Genomic DNA, 18,188 nt, shown 5'->3' with positions numbered 1-18,188 from the left:
ATGTGCCTAAAATAAAGTTAACGACGATTATTTACTCTGGTATAGGCGTGCTTAGAATTGGCACCCAACAACAAACCGGCGCATAGCCCACCAAAATGCGCCGCGAATGAGATACCTTGCTGCGGCATTAGACCTTGTTTAATGGTCAACCAATAACCCGTCCCCATCACGATACAAGCCAATAAGTAGCCCCAGCGCCTCGCAAATACTGCGCCGCCTATCATATAACCAAGCATCGCAAAACACAGCCCCGACGCGCCAATATGGATAGACAAAGGCGAGCCAAGCACCCAAGTCACCAATCCTGACGCCACGATTAATTTGAGTACCGTACGGTAAGCATTATTTTCAAACAGCCCAAACAAAAACAGAATTTGTAATAGCGTCAAGGTATTGCCCAATAAATGGGAAAAATTACCGTGCATCGTCCATGATGCAAACACCCCAATCATACTGCCAACGTCTAATGCTCGTGGCACAATACCAAAAATATTCCATAGACCAAAAAACACCGCTTCATTCAGCACATACATGCCCCACATGGGTATGAGCACAAACGCATATAAGCCGATGACTTGCTTAATCCGCTCCATCACCAAGGTTAGTAATTGCTGCCAATTCATATTAGGTATTACCTTTTTAAGCCTCTTAATCTTATGCAAGCGTTACATTTTATAAAAACGCTATCAACGACTGACAGAAACAAGTGGGTTCTCTACAGGTTTAAATGACAATAACGACGCGTCTTTATCAGCCGTCAGAATACTATTGGCATGAAGTAACGAGGTCGAATGATAAGGTACTAAAGCGGTCGGCACAAAACTACGAGCAGCATCAATATGTTTAACTGAATCATCGAAGAAAATATGCGGCGCAAAGGTTTTTAGCACCGATGTTTTCTCAAGTCCACCTAAAAAAAACGCCATATCGAGATCAACACCCCAGTCGCGTAGCGTTTTAATCGCCCGTAAGTCCGCAGGGGCATTACGAGCAGTGACTAACGCTATCTTCATGGGAGAAGTATGCAAGCTTGCAGGCAATCGCTCTTGCATTTTTGACAGCTTAATCAACAGCTCTGCATAAGGTCCTTTTTCTATCGGTAAATCCCGCATTTCGGCTTCACGCTCATGAAAAGCCCGCAACCCTTTTTGTTTATAAAGCAGCTCACCTGAATCATCAAACAATACCGCATCACCATCAAATGCGATACGCAGCTGCTTAGTATCGAGCTCATAAGTATTTACTGGTGTGGCATCTAATATCGCACAGGCACAAATATTGGCATCGGCAACTTGCTGAGCGTCATCACGATTGGTGGTCAAAAACAAATCCACATTAAAATCTTTAATATAAGGCGCTATAGGGCTTCCGGATATAAATGCCGAGCGAGAAATGGTTAAACCATGTTGACGAATTGCATTAAGCACCTGAATACCTGTATCAGGGCTACTTTTTGAGACGATAACCACTTCTACCAATGGCGTCTCGATACCTGCGTCCTGCGCCTCGCAATCATGGCAATAATTATTCAAATTTAACAATGCTTTAATAAGCGGATAGCCGGCTCCAATGCTGAGCGAATCATTCTCGCGCTCAGCCATATAGTCGCGGAACTCTTTAATCGCCTCGCTAGGTCGCTGCTGCAATAGTGCTATCAGATGATTTTCAGACTCTGATAAATCAAATAAAGCGGTTGCTGATATCGCAACGATCAAGGTATTGGTAAAATCAACTGCCATAGCTTTCTCTATTTATAAAAACTTTGTTAAAAAAATCATGTTAAAAATATCAAACGACCAGTTTACTACATCTACCTCAATCTATAATGTTAAGAAATTTCTATAAGTAAATCTTTGTTTTATGACGGGTTAAAAGACATAAAAAAAGCCTGCATACACAGGCTTTTTATTTTTTAATAAATCAGGTTTATAAGTAATTTTATATTATTAATAATGATTAACTAAGGTCAGCATCTTCATTAATGACAAAGCTCACAATCATAATGACATGATACTTATTAATCTTACCATCGGTAATACCAACTTTCTGCTCTTTTACCCAAGCACCTTGAACATTGTTAACGGTTTTGGCGATACGCGCCACGCCTTTTTGAATAGCGTCTTCAAAACTTGTTTCTGAGGTGCTGCTTACTTCAATATTCTTTGCAATAGTCATAATCATCTCATCCTTGTGATTATTAATTTTTATGATATTAAGTTAAGTTCATTTATAAAAGCCCATGCTTCTCTAGCAATCCTGCATCGATAACATGAACTGTAATAATCATAGCTTTAATAAGTCATCTCAACAATACATAGCTGTTAAGTTATGTATTAAGGATATGTAAAATAGTTTTTTAACCCCAACCCGTAGACAAAGAAAAGCCCCTTTAACATAAGTCAAAGGGGGTTAGATATAAGTCTGTTATTATTGTTTTGACTTCAATATTATTTGTAGTCTCATCAACATAAACCTAACTGAATCAAAGTTTAAGGTAATATCGAAATATTCTTTCTTTATTCTATAGCCATCACTACCCATAATAACGGGACCCATTATGTTAACGCCGTCATATCGATGGCCTCTACCCCAGTAGTAATGCATAAAGAAGCCATAGTATCATTGTGATAATATGGCTATAAAATTAAACTTCTATTTTTTATTTACAGACTCAGACAAACTTAAATAAAGCCTTTTATATAAGCTTGTACTTTTGATACTAATTTAACAACACCAAAGATATCGCCGGAAATGCTACTAAAAGAACCAATCGAACCAAATCAGAGACAATAAAGGGGGCGACACCTCGGAACATATCGGATAACTTAATATGCGGTGCCATTGCTTTAATGACAAAAATATTCATACCCATAGGCGGTGTGATTAACCCAAGCTCTACCGTTAGTACTGCGATAATACCAAACCAAACTGGATCATAACCCAAGGCGACAATAATTGGGAATACCACTGGAATAGTAATTACCAGCATCGCTAGGGCATCCATAAATAGCCCTAAAAGAAAGTACATGATTAGAATGCAAATCAGTACCACCATTGGGCTAACTGCCAATGTACTAATCCACGTAGCCAAACTATAAGACAGGCGCGATACTGAGATAAAATAGCCAAGCGCTTCAGCCCCAAGCAGCATAAAGAAAACCACGGCAGAGAGAGCAAGGGTTTCAATCAATGATTGCTTCAACCCTTTTATGCGCATTCCTTTAGCAAAGGCATAAGCCCATGATACAAAAGCACCAACCGCCGCCCCTTCTGTTGGGGTAAATAACCCAAAGAAAATACCAGCAATAATCACGATGAAGATAAAGCTAAAAGGAATCAGACCTGTCAAAGAGAGTAACTTTTGCTTCCAAGAAGTAGTTTCTCCGCGCTGTGCTAAATGGGGCTTCCAGCGCACCATAATCATCACCGTGATTGAATACATCACCATACCAAGAATACCCGGCAAGAAACCAGCGATAAACATGTCACCAACTGACTGCTGAGTTAAGATAGCATAGACCAGTAGCGCAATACTGGGTGGAATCATGATTCCCAAAGTACCACCAGCGGCTAAAATACCGCATGCGAAACCTGGTTGATAACCGTACTTCTCCATTTGTGGCAATGCCACTTTGGTCATAGTAGACGCCGTTGCCAATGACGATCCTGAGATAGAGGCAAAAATACCGGACGAGCCAATCCCAGCAATTCCCAGACTGCCCCTTACGCCACCAAAGATAGTTCGGGTCGCATCAAACAGTTTTCCTGCCATACCTGAATGAGAAGCAAAGACACCCATTAGAATAAATAACGGAATGGCACTAAAATCATATTTTGCCAAAACATCAACCGGCAAGTCTTTGAGCATCTGTACGGCACCAATGGGTGCAGTCACGGCACCAAAACCAATCAGACCCACTCCTAACATCGCAAGTGCAACAGGAACACGTAGCATAACCATCGCAATCATACATAACAAACCAATGGCACCAATAATTTCTGGACTCATGCGCCTGTCTCCTCAGCGTCAAAGAACTCGCCTGTTTTAAAAATATTAATGGATTCGATCAATGACCGAATGGCAAGTAAAATGCTTAAGAAGGCACTGATAGCGTAGATGGGCATCATGGAGATGCGAAGGTCTTGGGTGACTTTGCCGTACTCTATCGCATCAAAAGCGCTCTCATAAAGACCCCATGCGAACACGATACCGATGATGAAAAAACCCATCATAAAGGTGCCCATCATGTAACCTTTAACAGCTTTTGACATTTTTTGGGTGAATACATCTACAATGATTTGTGAGCGTTCAACAAAAGCAGCAAAGGCGCCGAGTAAAGCAAAAAGCATAAAGTAAGAGACGATCTCAACGCTACCTTTGACCGTAAATCCAAACTCACCTCCAGTGAGCTTGAAGATATAGCGTGCGATAACATCCAACATGGTGACCAGTACAATAATAATTAGACTGATACCGCCTATAAGCTGACATAACCGTGAGATAAGGGTGCTAAGTTTGACTAAAAATGCCATGTGACAACCACTCCTTTAGGTTAGACCTTACAGGCTGCACTGGCGGCTTTGGCTTTAGCATAAACACCATTTGCATCTAAACCTAGAGCACTGACATCAGCAAGATATTTTTTGGTGCCTTTTTCAAGAGGTCCTTTCCAGTTAGGATCATTCAGTGGATCAGGGATTTCAACAATTTCATCACCTTTGTCTCTAGCTGCTTTTATTGCCATGTCATCATGCTTATCAAATACTTCACCGACCTTATTAGCAAGCGCCATCCCTGAGTTTTTATCCAGTACCTTTTTTAAATCGTCAGGTAAGCTTTCATATTTTTCTTTATTCATAGTGACCATAAGAGCCGAGCTATAAAAAGGAATATTGGTATGGTATTTAGTAATTTCATCGATTTTAAAGGCAGTGACAGCTTCCCAAGGAAAACTCAAACCATCAACAACACCGCGCTGTAAAGAGGTGTACATATCATTGGCAGGCAACCCTACTGGTGAGGCACCCGCACTTTCAATGATATCACCAGCAACCGCAGAAGGACGACGAATGCGCATACCCTTCATATCTTCAGGCGTACGAATCAACTTATTAGTCGTATGCAACGAACCCGGTCCAGCGCCATACATAAACAACAGATGTGAATCTTGGTATTCGCTGGCTAAAGTACCATCTTCATATAGAGTTTGGAGCATACAGCTCATTTGAGTCGCTGAGTTTGATAAACCTGGAAGCTCAGTAATCTGAGTTAAAGGAAAGCGTCCACTAGTATAGCCATGTGCTTGTGAACCAATATCTATCGTGCCTTTTGCAGCGGACTCATAAGTCACATCTGCCTTAGCAAGACCTGCTGAAGGATAAAGTTCCACTTTTAGACGGCCGTTAGAGTCTGTTTCAATCTGCTTGGCCCAAGGCTCAAAAACCTCTGTACTAATCGATGATGTTGCTGGCCAAAAATGTGAAAATCTTAAGACGGTGGTTTCTTGAGAGGTTGCTGATGAACCATCAGTAGTGTCAGCAGATTGATTTGAGCAGCCTAAAAGACTGATTGCTGCCAATGCACTAATTGAAAAAAGAGGAGCTAACTTCATTATCAATTCCTTTTGATAATTACAACAATAAGAGGATAAAGCTTAGATTAAGTATCTCGCGTCAAAAAGAACTGATATGTTTACAAGTCAAAAACATCCTGCTTATAGACCTGTAACAAGATACTATCCAAAATTAGCAGCTATAATGATAGAAGTCAAATCATTTTGAATGAATGCTTTTATTAGACAGTTTATTAATTCGAAAAATCCTTCTAACCCCAACCCTTGGACAAAGAAAAGCCCCTCAACAATTAAGTTGAGGGGCGATTCAGGAATAGAGAGCTGACGATGACCTACTCTCACATGGCCGGAGCCACACTACCATTGGCGCGATGATGTTTCACTTCTGAGTTCGGGAAGGGATCAGGTGGTGCCATCATGCTATTGTCGTCAGCAAAGGGGGTTAGATATGAGTCTGATGTTGTTATTTTGACTTTAAGTATTATCTTTTAGTCTCATCAACATAAACCTAACTGAATCAAGGTTTAAGGTGATATCGAAATATTCTTTCTTTTATTCTAAAGCTTTCGCTTTACAAGATAGATTAATTAGAGCTTTGATACAAACCACTTGGGTGTTGTATGGTCAAGCCAAACGAGCCATTAGTACAGGTTAGCTACACACATCGCTGTGCTTCCACGCCCTGTCTATCAACGTCGTAGTCTTCAACGGCTCTTTAGGGAAATCTTATCTTGAGGTGGGCTTCCCGCTTAGATGCTTTCAGCGGTTATCCCATCCGAACGTAGCTACCGGGCAATGCCACTGGCGTGACAACCCGAACACCAGAGGTTCGTCCACTCTGGTCCTCTCGTACTAGGAGCAGATCCTCTCAAATTTCCAACGCCCACGGTAGATAGGGACCGAACTGTCTCACGACGTTCTAAACCCAGCTCGCGTACCTCTTTAAATGGCGAACAGCCATACCCTTAGGACCTGCTTCAGCCCTAGGATGAGATGAGCCGACATCGAGGTGCCAAACACCGCCGTCGATATGAACTCTTGGGCGGTATCAGCCTGTTATCCCCAGAGTACCTTTTATCCGTTGAGCGATGGCCCTTCCATACAGAACCACCGGATCACTAAGACCTACTTTCGTACCTGCTCGACTTGTGGGTCTCGCAGTTAAGCGCGCTTTTGCCTTTATACTCTATGAACGATTTCCGACCGTTCTGAGCGCACCTTCGTACTCCTCCGTTACTCTTTAGGAGGAGACCGCCCCAGTCAAACTACCCACCATACATTGTCCTCGGTATTGTTATACCTGAGTTAGAACCCCGACATGACCAGGGTGGTATTTCAAGATTGGCTCCACAAACACTAGCGTGTCTGCTTCAAAGCCTCCCACCTATCCTGCACAAGTCAGGTCAAAGTTCAATGTAAAGCTGTAGTAAAGGTTCACGGGGTCTTTCCGTCTAGCCGCGGGTACACAGCATCTTCACTGCGATTTCGATTTCACTGAGTCTCTGCTGGAGACAGCGCTGCCATCATTATGCCATTCGTGCAGGTCGGAACTTACCCGACAAGGAATTTCGCTACCTTAGGACCGTTATAGTTACGGCCGCCGTTTACTGGGGCTTCGATCAAGAGCTTCGCTTACGCTAACCCCATCAATTAACCTTCCAGCACCGGGCAGGCATCACACCCTATACGTCCACTTTCGTGTTTGCAGAGTGCTGTGTTTTTAATAAACAGTTGCAGCAGCCTGGTATCTGCGACTGCCAACAGCTCAAGGAGCAAGTCCTATCACCATCGGCAGCGTACCTTCTCCCGAAGTTACGGTACCATTTTGCCTAGTTCCTTCAGCAGAGTTCTCTCAAGCGCCTTGGTATTCTCTACCTGATCACCTGTGTCGGTTTAGGGTACGATTCGTTTATAACTATTGCTTAGAAGCTTTTCCTGGAAGCATGGTATTTGCCACTTCGCTGTACAAGTACAGCTTGCTATCAGATCTCAGTATAATGACAGTCCGGATTTGCCTAAACTGTCTACCTACATCCTTTCACCTGGACAACCAACGCCAGGCTGACATAACCTACTCCGTCCCTCCATCGCATTATAAACAAGTATCGGAATATTAACCGATTTCCCATCGACTACGCCTTTCGGCCTCGCCTTAGGGGTCGACTCACCCAGCCCCGATTAACGTTGGACTGGAACCCTTGATCTTCCGGCGTGCGAGCTTTTCACTCGCATTATCGTTACTCACGTCAGCATTCGCTCTTGTGATACCTCCAGCATGCTTTACAACACACCTTCACAGGCTTACACAACGCTCCCCTACCACTTGAAAACAAATTCAAATCCGCAGCTTCGGCTCCTAGTTTGAGCCCCGTTACATCTTCCGCGCGGGCCGACTCGACTAGTGAGCTATTACGCTTTCTTTAAAGGATGGCTGCTTCTAAGCCAACCTCCTAGCTGTCTATGCCTTCCCACCTCGTTTCCCACTTAACTAGGAATTTGGGGCCTTAGCTGGCGGTCTGGGTTGTTTCCCTCTCCACAATGGACGTTAGCACCCACTGTGTGTCTCCCGGATATCACTCATCGGTATTCGGAGTTTGCATCGGTTTGGTAAGTCGGTATGACCCCCTAGCCGAAACAGTGCTCTACCCCCAATGGTGTTCGTCCGAGGCGCTACCTAAATAGCTTTCGGGGAGAACCAGCTATCACCGAGTTTGATTAGCCTTTCACCCCTATCCACAAGTCATCCCCTGGCTTTTCAACGACAGTGGGTTCGGTCCTCCGGTGCCTGTTACGGCACTTTCAACCTGCTCATGGATAGATCACTCGGTTTCGGGTCTATGCCCTGCAACTAATTCGCCCTATTAAGACTCGGTTTCCCTACGGCTCCCCTAAACGGTTAACCTTGCTACAGAACATAAGTCGCTGACCCATTATACAAAAGGTACGCGGTCACCCTAATAAATTAAGGCTCCCACTGCTTGTACGCACACGGTTTCAGGTTCTATTTCACTCCCCTCACAGGGGTTCTTTTCGCCTTTCCCTCACGGTACTGGTTCACTATCGGTCAGTCAGGAGTATTTAGCCTTGGAGGATGGTCCCCCCATCTTCAAACAGGATTTCTCGTGCCCCGCTCTACTTAATATGTTAACTCTAATGTTTCGAATACAGGACTATCACCTACTACGGTCAGCTTTCCCACGCTGTTCTTCTACATTAGAATTAATCGGCTTCTCCCCGTTCGCTCGCCGCTACTAGGGGAATCTCATTTGATGTCTATTCCTAAGGGTACTGAGATGTTTCACTTCCCCTCGTTCGCTTCTTGTACAAGTACAAGATACCTACCTTATGGTAAGTGGGTTTCCCCATTCAGAAATCTCCGGATCACAGGATATTGCCGCCTCCCCGAAGCTTATCGCAGGCTGTCACGTCTTTCATCGCCTCTGACTGCCAAGGCATCCACCATGTGCGCTTCATTACTTGACCATACAACCCCAAGTAGTCTCGACTTTAAATAAGTCTTAACTTCAAAGTGTTATAAAATCTAATTATGATAACGATATCACCTATGTTTATACGCTTGATTCAGTTCTCTTTACTTTTTTAATAACTCACTACTGGGATAACAACTGATGTCGTTAAGTAGTGAGTTATTAAGGTTAGGAACAACGCGTGAACACGTGTTCCTAACCCAGACTCATATCTATGTTTTTAAATAGTTCTTACGCTCTCGTCGAGTCATAAGTTCTGTATAAAACAGAAAGAAGTAATCTTAGACAAATCACTTGTTTCTGTTGAATACCTATTGTATTTATTGGCATCTAAAGCTTACTTGGCGTTTATAGTGGTGGAGCCAAACGGAGTCGAACCGTTGACCTCCTGCGTGCAAGGCAGGCGCTCTACCAACTGAGCTATGGCCCCATGTAAAATGGTGGGTCTAAGTGGACTTGAACCACTGACCCCCGCGTTATCAACACGGTGCTCTAACCAGCTGAGCTACAGACCCAATTACGCTTGTTATAAACGTAAGCTTAAACTAAAGAACAACTTGTTGTGAATTCTTGCTGACCGAATGCCATCTATAAGGAGGTGATCCAGCCGCAGGTTCCCCTACGGCTACCTTGTTACGACTTCACCCCAGTCATCAACCACACCGTGGTGAACGCCTTCCTTACGGTTAGGCTATCCACTTCTGGTGCAATCAACTCCCATGGTGTGACGGGCGGTGTGTACAAGGCCCGGGAACGTATTCACCGCGGCATTCTGATCCGCGATTACTAGCGATTCCTACTTCATGGAGTCGAGTTGCAGACTCCAATCTGGACTACGATAGGCTTTTTGAGATTCGCATCACATCGCTGTGTAGCTGCCCTCTGTACCTACCATTGTAGCACGTGTGTAGCCCTGGTCGTAAGGGCCATGATGACTTGACGTCGTCCCCGCCTTCCTCCAGTTTGTCACTGGCAGTATCCTTAGAGTTCCCGGCTTAACCCGCTGGTAACTAAGGACAAGGGTTGCGCTCGTTGCGGGACTTAACCCAACATCTCACGACACGAGCTGACGACAGCCATGCAGCACCTGTATTCTAATTCCCGAAGGCACTCCCGCATCTCTGCAGGATTCTAGATATGTCAAGACCAGGTAAGGTTCTTCGCGTTGCATCGAATTAAACCACATGCTCCACCGCTTGTGCGGGCCCCCGTCAATTCATTTGAGTTTTAACCTTGCGGCCGTACTCCCCAGGCGGTCTACTTATTGCGTTAGCTGCGTCACTAAGTCCTCAAGGGACCCAACGACTAGTAGACATCGTTTACGGCGTGGACTACCAGGGTATCTAATCCTGTTTGCTACCCACGCTTTCGAACCTCAGTGTCAATATGATGCCAGAAGGCTGCCTTCGCCATCGGTATTCCTCCAGATCTCTACGCATTTCACCGCTACACCTGGAATTCTACCTTCCTCTCACCTATTCTAGCCTAACAGTATCAGATGCAGTTCCCAGGTTAAGCCCGGGGATTTCACATCTGACTTATCAAGCCACCTACGCTCGCTTTACGCCCAGTAATTCCGATTAACGCTTGCACCCTCTGTATTACCGCGGCTGCTGGCACAGAGTTAGCCGGTGCTTATTCTGCAGCTAATGTCATCGTCCATGGGTATTAACCATGGAGTCTTCTTCACTGCTTAAAGTGCTTTACAACCAAAAGGCCTTCTTCACACACGCGGCATGGCTGGATCAGGGTTGCCCCCATTGTCCAATATTCCCCACTGCTGCCTCCCGTAGGAGTCCGGGCCGTGTCTCAGTCCCGGTGTGGCTGATCATCCTCTCAGACCAGCTACAGATCGTCGCCATGGTAGGCCTTTACCCCACCATCTAGCTAATCCGACTTAGGCTCATCTAATAGCGAGAGCAACAAGTTGCCCCCTTTCTCCCGTAGGTCGTATGCGGTATTAATTCGAGTTTCCCCGAGCTATCCCCCACTACTAGGTAGATTCCTAAGTATTACTCACCCGTCCGCCGCTCGACGCCTGATAGCAAGCTATCATCGTTTCCGCTCGACTTGCATGTGTTAAGCCTGCCGCCAGCGTTCAATCTGAGCCATGATCAAACTCTTCAGTTTAATCTTGCTATGAAGCTCTTTAAAGAAGCTTCTAAACTTGGCTCATCTAATCTGGCAAAATCGCTAAAAATTATGTTCGTAATGAATTAACTTTGAGTTTTTCTGCTGTCTTAAATGATAATTTTTATAGTTAATAATCTCTCCGAAAAGAAAAGATAGTCAACTTTATTTTTTAGCATTCTGAATCAGCAAAAATCCACACAAGTTGTTCTTTAGTTATGCTTTTAAATAGTGTCACGCTACTGTCGTCCAGTAGATGATATATAGGGTATTTCTCTTTGCTATCCAGTCTAAGTTAATAACTTATCCTATCTAGCGAGCCGACTATCATATCATAATGATTTGGTTTGTCAAGCTTTTTTATAAATTGTTTCAATAAGTTATCTGGGTTTGTTATATGTAATTCACATATAAGTCATTCCAGTTCGTCTTAATGAGGTGCGTATTATAGACGTTTAATTTGTTAAGTCAAGAGGTAAATTATTTTTATTTTAAACTAAATTAATCTAAAATGAATTTTCTGGACTGGATGATTAAGTAGTAGCTTGGTTAAAACCCGCTATTGTTAATCAGTGGTAATCATCTCCAATCCGCCTTCCCTTCCGACTGGGTGGCATTATACGCGCTTTGATGTGGGGGTCAAGGGGGTTTGTCGGCTATTTTAGCGATTATCTGACCTCACCATCAATACTCTCTATTTATCAGTCAGTTAGGATTAAAAATAGTTTCACCTTTATTATAAATAGCCTTTTTTGCTTAAAACCGCTTATTGCTTATATATAGCTGTCTTTTATATATGGCATTTATCTATATATGACACTTTTATAGCTTACCTATCTTTTTGAAGAAGTCTTTATAGGCAGCGACTTTCTTATCTAAGGCTAGTGGATAAGCACGCGAGGTAGAAGGCAGTCTATATAAGGTAAGATTATTCACATCGGCTTTTTTATTATTTTCACTCTGCCACTCATAAGGATAATCCATACTTTGATTGGTCTTCGGGTACTTGGACTTGGCAGGTGGCTCGGCTAATAAATTGAGTAGCACCTCAGTTGCTTTACCGCCCGTGGTAAATAAGGTCTCAACCTTTGGCACTTGTGGCAAAATAATATCTAGGTCAACGGCGGTGACAACAGTTAAGTTTTTATCTGAGGCATTACCGGTTTCGCGGATAGCCTGACTAACTGTCGGGCAAGAAGCAATGCCGCGCTCGAACATAAAGGCGCGAATACGCTCAGGGTCAAAACGCTTTTCATCGCCTACTCTAAAGTAATTCACATCGTCAAAAAATACGCTGCCATAGATACGCCACATATCATTATAAAAGTTTGGATAGTGAAAGCGCATTGCCCATTTATCAGCGGTCGGTGGAAAAGTGCCCATCATCATCACGGTGGCATCAGGCGGTAGCACTGGACCAAACGGATGGGTTTCTACTTCTGCGGCGCGAGCTTCAGACAATATCGAGTTAGTATCCATTTTATGAGTATTATCATGCGTATGGGATGGTTGTGTAGTCATAAGATTCTTCATCAGAAAAGCGGTTTTTTTGCTATCATAGCAAGCCTAAACACTACTTCATTTATTAGGGCGCGATTATAGTCAAACATAGTCGGCTTAAATAAAATTAATCCTGTTATAAAGGCACTTGGCTTATTTTTGTATTAAAGCATTAAGCTTACTATTGATGGGCCAAATATAGGGTTGAAGTGCGGTAAGTGTTTGTATCTTTTATACTAATGGCAACCGCAGTAACTGCGCAAGCATCAGACCAAAAACCAAGAGAGACCTTATGAGCGACTTAAAAATCACCGTCATCGATCACCCGTTAGTCCGTCATAAACTCAGCCTCATGCGCGAAAAAGACTGTAGCACCTATAAGTTTCGTACATTGACCAAAGAGCTTGCACGCTTGATGGCGTATGAAGCGAGCCGTGATTTTGAAATTGAAACCTTCCCGATGGAAGGCTGGTGTGGTGAAATCACAGGTGAGCAAATCATCGGTAAGACCGCAACGATTGTGCCGATTTTACGTGCCGGTATTGGTATGCTCGACGGCGTGCTCGATTTGATTCCGACAGCGAAAATCTCTGTCGTTGGTTTACAACGCGATGAAGAAACTTTGCAACCCGTACCCTTCTTTGAAAAGTTTGTCAGCCACATGGACAAACGCCCAGCCCTTATCATTGACCCAATGTTAGCGACTGGCGGCTCAATGGTTGCGACCATCGAGATGCTAAAGAAAAATGGCTGTACCAATATTAAAGCCTTGGTATTGGTTGCGGCACCTGAAGGCGTTCGTGTGGTCAATGAAGCGCATCCTGACGTCACTATTTATACCGCCGCATTAGACAGCCATCTGGATGAGCACGGTTATATCATCCCAGGTCTTGGCGATGCGGGCGATAAAATCTTTGGTAAGCAGTTATTTAACAAGTAAGACAACGCCAATAAATAAAGACAAGCTGTCGTTATAAACCATGACACATGTACAGCACATCAATGATAAGGATATAAGATGAACGTATTGATTACAGGCGCAAGCGCGGGTTTCGGTAAAGCGTTGGCTGAGCGTTTGGTTGCCAATGGTCATCGGGTGATTGGCTGTGCTAGACGCATAGAAAAACTCAATGCGCTAGCAGAAACTTTGGGCGAGGCATTTTTACCTGTGGTCATGGATGTCAGTGACACGGCGTCTATTCCACAAATCATTGCTGACTTACCTGCTGATTTCAAGCAAATCGATGTCTTGGTGAATAACGCTGGACTGGCACTTGGCACCGAGCCTGCGCACAACGCCAGTCTTGATGATTGGATGCGTATGACCGATACCAATATTAAAGGTTTAATGGCGCTGACCCATGCAGTGTTGCCAGCGATGGTCGCACGCGATAGCGGTTATATCATTAATGTCGGTTCGATTGCTGGCAGCTGGCCTTACTTTGGCGGTAACGTTTATGGCGCGACCAAAGCTTTTGTCAAACAGTTTAGCTTAAACCTGCGCGCGGACTTAATCGGTACGCAAGTGCGCGTGACCAACCTTGAACCGGGTAATGTCGCGGGCACTGAGTTTTCAAACGTGCGCTATCATGGTGATGATGATAAGGCTGCTCAAGTTTATGATGGCTTTAAAACCATGACCGGCGATGATATTGGCGATATTTTATTATGGCTGATCGAGTCGCCTGCCCATATTAATGTCAATCGCTTAGAAGTCATGCCGGTTGCGCAAACTTATAACGGTCTGACCATTGCTAAGCAAGATTCTTAAACGCTTAACCGACCGTTTGGCTCATTAACGTAACTCATAAGACCGAAGCAATATAGATTCCTCTATGTTGCTTCTTTTTTTGCCTTTGATATCTATCTCATTGACCAAGCGCAATTCCTGAAAATCTAAAATCGATACCTCATTACGTAAGCGTTCGCTGGTACGTTTATTGTGGCGTATCGGAAATCCTAAAACTTGCTTACCAGTAATCACTATCTGATTGATAATCGTGGTTGTATTATTGATAGAAGATTTTGTACTTAGCTTCTGAGCATTGATGATGGCGGTAGCAGGATTGAGCGTTGTGCTTAAAACTTTTATCTGGCGCACGCTTTTTGGCATATCACCTGCAAAAAACAATACTTGCCCTAATGGCAAATACTGCGCGTGCCGCATTAATTCCTGACGAAATAGCAAAGGCATATCTGCATTAAAGCTGTCTTCTGTTTGTCGAGAGAACGCCGTAAAATTACTTTGTAAGTAACGTCCAAATACGCTGTTATTAATCCAGTCTTGATAAGTATCATTTTTTAACAGCTGCTTTGTGAAAGCGTCGGCATCTGCTGTGATATCTATTGTAAGCATCGCTAGTAACAGCGTCTGCGGATTGGTAAATTTTTGCTGCTGCCAGATTTGCGGATACAGGCTGCTATCAAGCAATGGTAACATCGACTTGTTCATACCTTAATATCCTTATATTTTACTTGCTGACGTTTGATTCGATTGGTCAAAGTCTATAACAAGTCGCTACTTTTACCGCTCAACTGCTTTCAACACTTAACAAATTTTATGCTATGGTCAGTTACCTATTTTAATATAGTAGTCCTTCATTAGTGGCATAAATAATTCCACAATAAAGCATTTCGGCTAAATCGGCTTTATAAAATTGCTTAATGAAAACAAGGTATACTGCCTTATGAAGAAAAATTTAATTAACTTTCCTGCTAACTACCAGTTGAAAACGATTAATATCGCTTTGACTGACGGTACATTGCTACCCGTATCTGTCATAGGCAATGGCAAACCCGTGCTGCTGCTACACGCTTATGGCATGGATGCACGTGAATTTTTGCCATTTATTTTACCTTTGGTTGGCAAATATGCATTTTACCTGCCGCATTTACGAGGATTTGGGGCGGCAAAAGACATCAAGCTGACCCAGTTTGATTTTGTGCGCCAGTATGCCGATGATATCAGTGTCGTCATTGAGCAAATTTGTTTGGCGCGTAATATAGAATCCTTACCTGTTGCCGCTATTTCGATGGGCGCGCAAGTGATGTGGGCGTATTTTGAGCGTTATGGCAGCGAAAGAGTCAGCCGCTATTTAAATATCGACCAAAGTCCTGCTATCCATAACCAGTCCGACTGGCAAGGTGGCTTGTTTGGCACACGGCAGCAAGAAGTATTCGATATCTTTCATGAGGTAATTGATAGGACGTTACCTTATGCTGACATCGAAAGCTTTACCCATCTGCCTTTTGCCCTAAAACGCCGTGCAACGGATGTCGAACGGCTTTTTTCTCTACTATCCGTTAATCGCACGCGCTCAAAAGCCTTTATCCAAGTGATGACCTATAAAAACGACCCCAAACTTGCGCTTTATGATCATAGTATTTGGCATCATAAGATGCGCTGCTTGCAAGCTTATTTGACATTGCCATATGACTTTCGCGGCGCTTTAGAGCGAGTCACCATTCCAGTGGTCAATCTGATTGGCGGGCGCTCAAAGCTATATGATGCTAAATGGCAGCAAAAAATCACCCAAATGCTACCTAATGCAACTGAGGTCGTATTGCCGCGCTCAGGTCATGCGATACCAATGGATGAACCTGTTGGGTTTTATAAAGTATTAAAAGGGTTTTTGCAGAATTAGTTGTTGATTTATATAAAAAAAGCGACCTTAACGGGTCGCTTTTTATTTGGGCAATAAATTTTGAACATTTTGAGATATCAATCAGCTAATACTTTAACTAACTCAAATCTAGCTACTTGCTTACCATCAACTTCAACAGTTTCAGTAAACATCGCTAATGGTCGTACCCACACGCCATACTCACCGTATAGGCAGCGGTAAACGACTAAGGCTTCTTCGGTTTCTGAATGCTGAGCGGTATGCAATACTTGGTAAAGGCTGCCTTTATAATGGCGGTAGATGCCTTGGGGAATGGCTTGGTTCATTTTCAAATCCTAAATTTTATTATAAATGTACGAATCACATACTGCCGAAGTATATTCATATCGCAAAATAAGTAAGGCCGACAATCAATGTCGACCTTATTTTTAATACCAATAGCTTGTCCCAGTCACTTATTAAGCAACCGTCACTTTCGCATAAGCCTTTTTGCCTGCTTGGATAACCACTGTCTGACCAGAGGTTAAGCTAAAGCCTGCATTGACCACTTCGCCATCTACTTTTACCGCGCCACGTTTAATCATATCTTTAGCAGATGAGCTGTTTTTGGCAAGCTCTGCTTGATTTAATATCTGCGTGATAAATAATGCGTCCTGCCCTTCTAACTCTAACGTCACTTCTGGTAAATCGACTGGCAATTCGCCATCAGCAAGTACGTTACCCGCTGATTTGTGCGCATTAGCAGCCGCATCAGCATCATGGAAACGCTCGATTAGTTCTTCAGCAAGAATACGTTTGATTTCTTGTGGGTTGCGACCGTTTTCCATCTCTGCCATTAACGCCTCAACTTCTTCCATCGGCTTAAAGCTTAAAAACTCAAAGTAGCGACGGATTAAAGTATCTGGCATCGACAGCAGTTTTTGGTACATGGTGCCCGGCGCATCGTAAATGCCGACATAGTTACCGAGCGACTTAGACATTTTATTAACGCCGTCTAGCCCTTCTAAAATTGGTACCGTGATACAAACTTGCGGCTCTTGCCCGTAACGACCTTGCAGGGTGCGCCCCATCAGGATGTTAAAGGTTTGATCAGTACCGCCAAGCTCGACGTCGGCTTTTAGCGCGATAGAGTCATAACCTTGCACCAATGGGTATAAAAACTCATGGATGGCAATTGGCGTTTGCGCCGCGTAGCGTTTAGAGAAATCATCGCGCTCAAGCATACGTGAAACGGTCAACTGGCTAGAAAGCTGAATCATATCGCCCGCTGACATATCCTTGAACCATTCAGAGTTAAAGACAATCTTAGTTTTTTCTTTATCCAAAATTTTAAAAACTTGTTCAGCATAAGTCTGCGCGTTGACTTTGATTTGCTCATCGGTCAATGGCGGACGCGTGCTGTTTTTGCCAGAAGGGTCACCAATCTTGGCGGTATAGTCACCGATTAGAAAATAAATCTCATGACCCAAATCTTGAAAATGCTTCAGCTTATTAATCAATACGGTATGACCCAAATGTAGGTCAGGCGCGGTGGGATCAAAGCCTGCTTTGATACGTAGCGGGCGATTCAGTTTTAACTTCTTAACCAAATCCTCTTCAGATAGGATTTCTTGTGTACCGCGTTGGATTAAGGCAAGTTGTTCTTCTAGGGTATAAGTTTGGGTGGTCATGATGCTCTCTTTATTGTCTTTATTTAAAGGGTAAAGCGTTTGGGCTATTTATACCAAGCCAAAAAAAATACGATTAGCAGCGTCAAACTCGTTGAGTCTACTATCTATTAAATGTAGTACTTGAACTCATTTATCACTACTCTGGTTTTTGGGAATGGGATTAAAGTTTCGTAGCCGGTAAAAGATGTTAGAATTTGACAGATA

Annotated in this window: 13 protein-coding genes, 2 tRNA genes and 3 rRNA genes; 3 read left to right on the top strand and 15 right to left on the bottom strand. The window is 43.5% G+C overall.

Annotated elements, in window-relative coordinates; genetic code table 11:
• Window positions 1-17: 17 nt before the first annotated feature.
• From JMX94_RS09760 to JMX94_RS09705, 12 genes are all read right to left on the bottom strand, one after another.
• Window positions 18-623 carry a rhomboid family intramembrane serine protease gene (locus JMX94_RS09760; RefSeq protein WP_201565167.1) on the bottom strand — a complete coding sequence of 202 codons (606 nt, stop codon included), beginning with the start codon at window positions 621-623 and terminating at the stop codon, window positions 18-20.
• 63 nt (window positions 624-686) lie between these two features.
• Entirely contained in the window at window positions 687-1,739 is a 1,053-nt protein-coding gene (locus JMX94_RS09755; RefSeq protein ID WP_201565166.1) for a 5'-nucleotidase, read from the bottom strand.
• Between the two features lie 217 nt (window positions 1,740-1,956).
• Entirely contained in the window at window positions 1,957-2,175 is a 219-nt protein-coding gene (locus JMX94_RS09750; RefSeq protein WP_201565165.1) for a dodecin family protein, read from the bottom strand.
• A 544-nt stretch (window positions 2,176-2,719) separates the two neighbouring features.
• A complete protein-coding gene (locus JMX94_RS09745) occupies window positions 2,720-4,009 on the bottom strand; it encodes a TRAP transporter large permease (RefSeq protein WP_201565164.1) in 1,290 nt (429 codons plus the stop codon).
• Window positions 4,006-4,533 (bottom strand): TRAP transporter small permease, encoded by a 528-nt coding sequence (locus JMX94_RS09740; RefSeq protein ID WP_201565163.1) that lies wholly within the window; start codon window positions 4,531-4,533, stop codon window positions 4,006-4,008. Before JMX94_RS09740 ends, JMX94_RS09745 begins: the two co-directional genes overlap by 4 nt.
• A 20-nt stretch (window positions 4,534-4,553) precedes the next feature.
• Window positions 4,554-5,612 carry a TRAP transporter substrate-binding protein gene (locus JMX94_RS09735; RefSeq protein ID WP_201565162.1) on the bottom strand — a complete coding sequence of 353 codons (1,059 nt, stop codon included), beginning with the start codon at window positions 5,610-5,612 and terminating at the stop codon, window positions 4,554-4,556.
• 280 nt (window positions 5,613-5,892) lie between these two features.
• Window positions 5,893-6,007, bottom strand: a 5S ribosomal RNA gene (gene rrf / locus JMX94_RS09730).
• A 186-nt stretch (window positions 6,008-6,193) separates the two neighbouring features.
• Window positions 6,194-9,056: ribosomal RNA gene (locus JMX94_RS09725) — 23S ribosomal RNA — on the bottom strand.
• A gap of 359 nt (window positions 9,057-9,415) precedes the next feature.
• A tRNA-Ala gene (locus JMX94_RS09720) sits at window positions 9,416-9,491 on the bottom strand.
• Between the two features lie 8 nt (window positions 9,492-9,499).
• Window positions 9,500-9,576, bottom strand: a tRNA-Ile gene (locus JMX94_RS09715).
• A gap of 76 nt (window positions 9,577-9,652) precedes the next feature.
• A 16S ribosomal RNA gene (locus tag JMX94_RS09710) occupies window positions 9,653-11,191 on the bottom strand.
• Together the 16S, 23S and 5S rRNA genes with 2 tRNA genes alongside form the textbook arrangement of a ribosomal RNA operon.
• 822 nt (window positions 11,192-12,013) lie before the next feature.
• Window positions 12,014-12,670: a DNA glycosylase gene (locus JMX94_RS09705; RefSeq protein ID WP_201565184.1), complete on the bottom strand. Its 657-nt coding sequence runs from the start codon at window positions 12,668-12,670 to the stop codon at window positions 12,014-12,016.
• A 313-nt stretch (window positions 12,671-12,983) separates the two neighbouring features.
• Between JMX94_RS09705 and upp the strand changes: the two genes are divergently transcribed.
• Window positions 12,984-13,631 carry a uracil phosphoribosyltransferase gene (upp, locus tag JMX94_RS09700; protein ID WP_149490868.1) on the top strand — a complete coding sequence of 216 codons (648 nt, stop codon included), beginning with the start codon at window positions 12,984-12,986 and terminating at the stop codon, window positions 13,629-13,631.
• Window positions 13,632-13,709: 78 nt separating this feature from the next.
• On the top strand, window positions 13,710-14,462 hold the full coding sequence (locus JMX94_RS09695; RefSeq protein ID WP_201565161.1) for an SDR family NAD(P)-dependent oxidoreductase: 753 nt from the start codon (window positions 13,710-13,712) through the stop codon (window positions 14,460-14,462).
• Between the two features lie 24 nt (window positions 14,463-14,486).
• Here JMX94_RS09695 and JMX94_RS09690 read toward each other — a convergent pair whose 3' ends face one another.
• The gene (locus JMX94_RS09690; protein WP_201565160.1) at window positions 14,487-15,143 is read right to left on the bottom strand and encodes a hypothetical protein; all 657 of its coding nucleotides are present in this window, start codon (window positions 15,141-15,143) and stop codon (window positions 14,487-14,489) included.
• Between the two features lie 235 nt (window positions 15,144-15,378).
• On the opposite strand from JMX94_RS09690, the gene JMX94_RS09685 reads away from it, so the two are divergent.
• Entirely contained in the window at window positions 15,379-16,335 is a 957-nt protein-coding gene (locus JMX94_RS09685; RefSeq protein WP_201565159.1) for an alpha/beta fold hydrolase, read from the top strand.
• 77 nt (window positions 16,336-16,412) lie between these two features.
• On the opposite strand, the gene JMX94_RS09680 is transcribed toward JMX94_RS09685, so the two are convergent.
• Together JMX94_RS09680 and tyrS are read right to left on the bottom strand one after the other, a co-directional pair.
• On the bottom strand, window positions 16,413-16,640 hold the full coding sequence (locus JMX94_RS09680) for a DUF1653 domain-containing protein (RefSeq protein WP_201565158.1): 228 nt from the start codon (window positions 16,638-16,640) through the stop codon (window positions 16,413-16,415).
• 132 nt (window positions 16,641-16,772) lie between these two features.
• On the bottom strand, window positions 16,773-17,984 hold the full coding sequence (tyrS, locus tag JMX94_RS09675; RefSeq protein WP_201565157.1) for a tyrosine--tRNA ligase: 1,212 nt from the start codon (window positions 17,982-17,984) through the stop codon (window positions 16,773-16,775).
• Between the last annotated feature and the right edge of the window lie 204 nt (window positions 17,985-18,188).

This window comes from Psychrobacter sp. CMS30, from assembly GCF_904846565.1.
Taxonomy (GTDB): Bacteria; Pseudomonadota; Gammaproteobacteria; order Pseudomonadales; family Moraxellaceae; genus Psychrobacter; species Psychrobacter maritimus.
This window is presented reverse-complemented; position numbering and strand designations above follow the sequence as displayed.

Coding starts and splice junctions, on each gene's coding strand:
- JMX94_RS09760 (WP_201565167.1), bottom strand. CDS start 623: ATGAATTGGCAGCAATTACTAACCTTGGTGATGGAGCGGATTAAGCAA.
- JMX94_RS09755 (WP_201565166.1), bottom strand. CDS start 1,739: ATGGCAGTTGATTTTACCAATACCTTGATCGTTGCGATATCAGCAACC.
- JMX94_RS09750 (WP_201565165.1), bottom strand. CDS start 2,175: ATGACTATTGCAAAGAATATTGAAGTAAGCAGCACCTCAGAAACAAGT.
- JMX94_RS09745 (WP_201565164.1), bottom strand. CDS start 4,009: ATGAGTCCAGAAATTATTGGTGCCATTGGTTTGTTATGTATGATTGCG.
- JMX94_RS09740 (WP_201565163.1), bottom strand. CDS start 4,533: ATGGCATTTTTAGTCAAACTTAGCACCCTTATCTCACGGTTATGTCAG.
- JMX94_RS09735 (WP_201565162.1), bottom strand. CDS start 5,612: ATGAAGTTAGCTCCTCTTTTTTCAATTAGTGCATTGGCAGCAATCAGT.
- JMX94_RS09705 (WP_201565184.1), bottom strand. CDS start 12,670: ATGGATACTAACTCGATATTGTCTGAAGCTCGCGCCGCAGAAGTAGAA.
- upp (WP_149490868.1), top strand. CDS start 12,984: ATGAGCGACTTAAAAATCACCGTCATCGATCACCCGTTAGTCCGTCAT.
- JMX94_RS09695 (WP_201565161.1), top strand. CDS start 13,710: ATGAACGTATTGATTACAGGCGCAAGCGCGGGTTTCGGTAAAGCGTTG.
- JMX94_RS09690 (WP_201565160.1), bottom strand. CDS start 15,143: ATGAACAAGTCGATGTTACCATTGCTTGATAGCAGCCTGTATCCGCAA.
- JMX94_RS09685 (WP_201565159.1), top strand. CDS start 15,379: ATGAAGAAAAATTTAATTAACTTTCCTGCTAACTACCAGTTGAAAACG.
- JMX94_RS09680 (WP_201565158.1), bottom strand. CDS start 16,640: ATGAACCAAGCCATTCCCCAAGGCATCTACCGCCATTATAAAGGCAGC.
- tyrS (WP_201565157.1), bottom strand. CDS start 17,984: ATGACCACCCAAACTTATACCCTAGAAGAACAACTTGCCTTAATCCAA.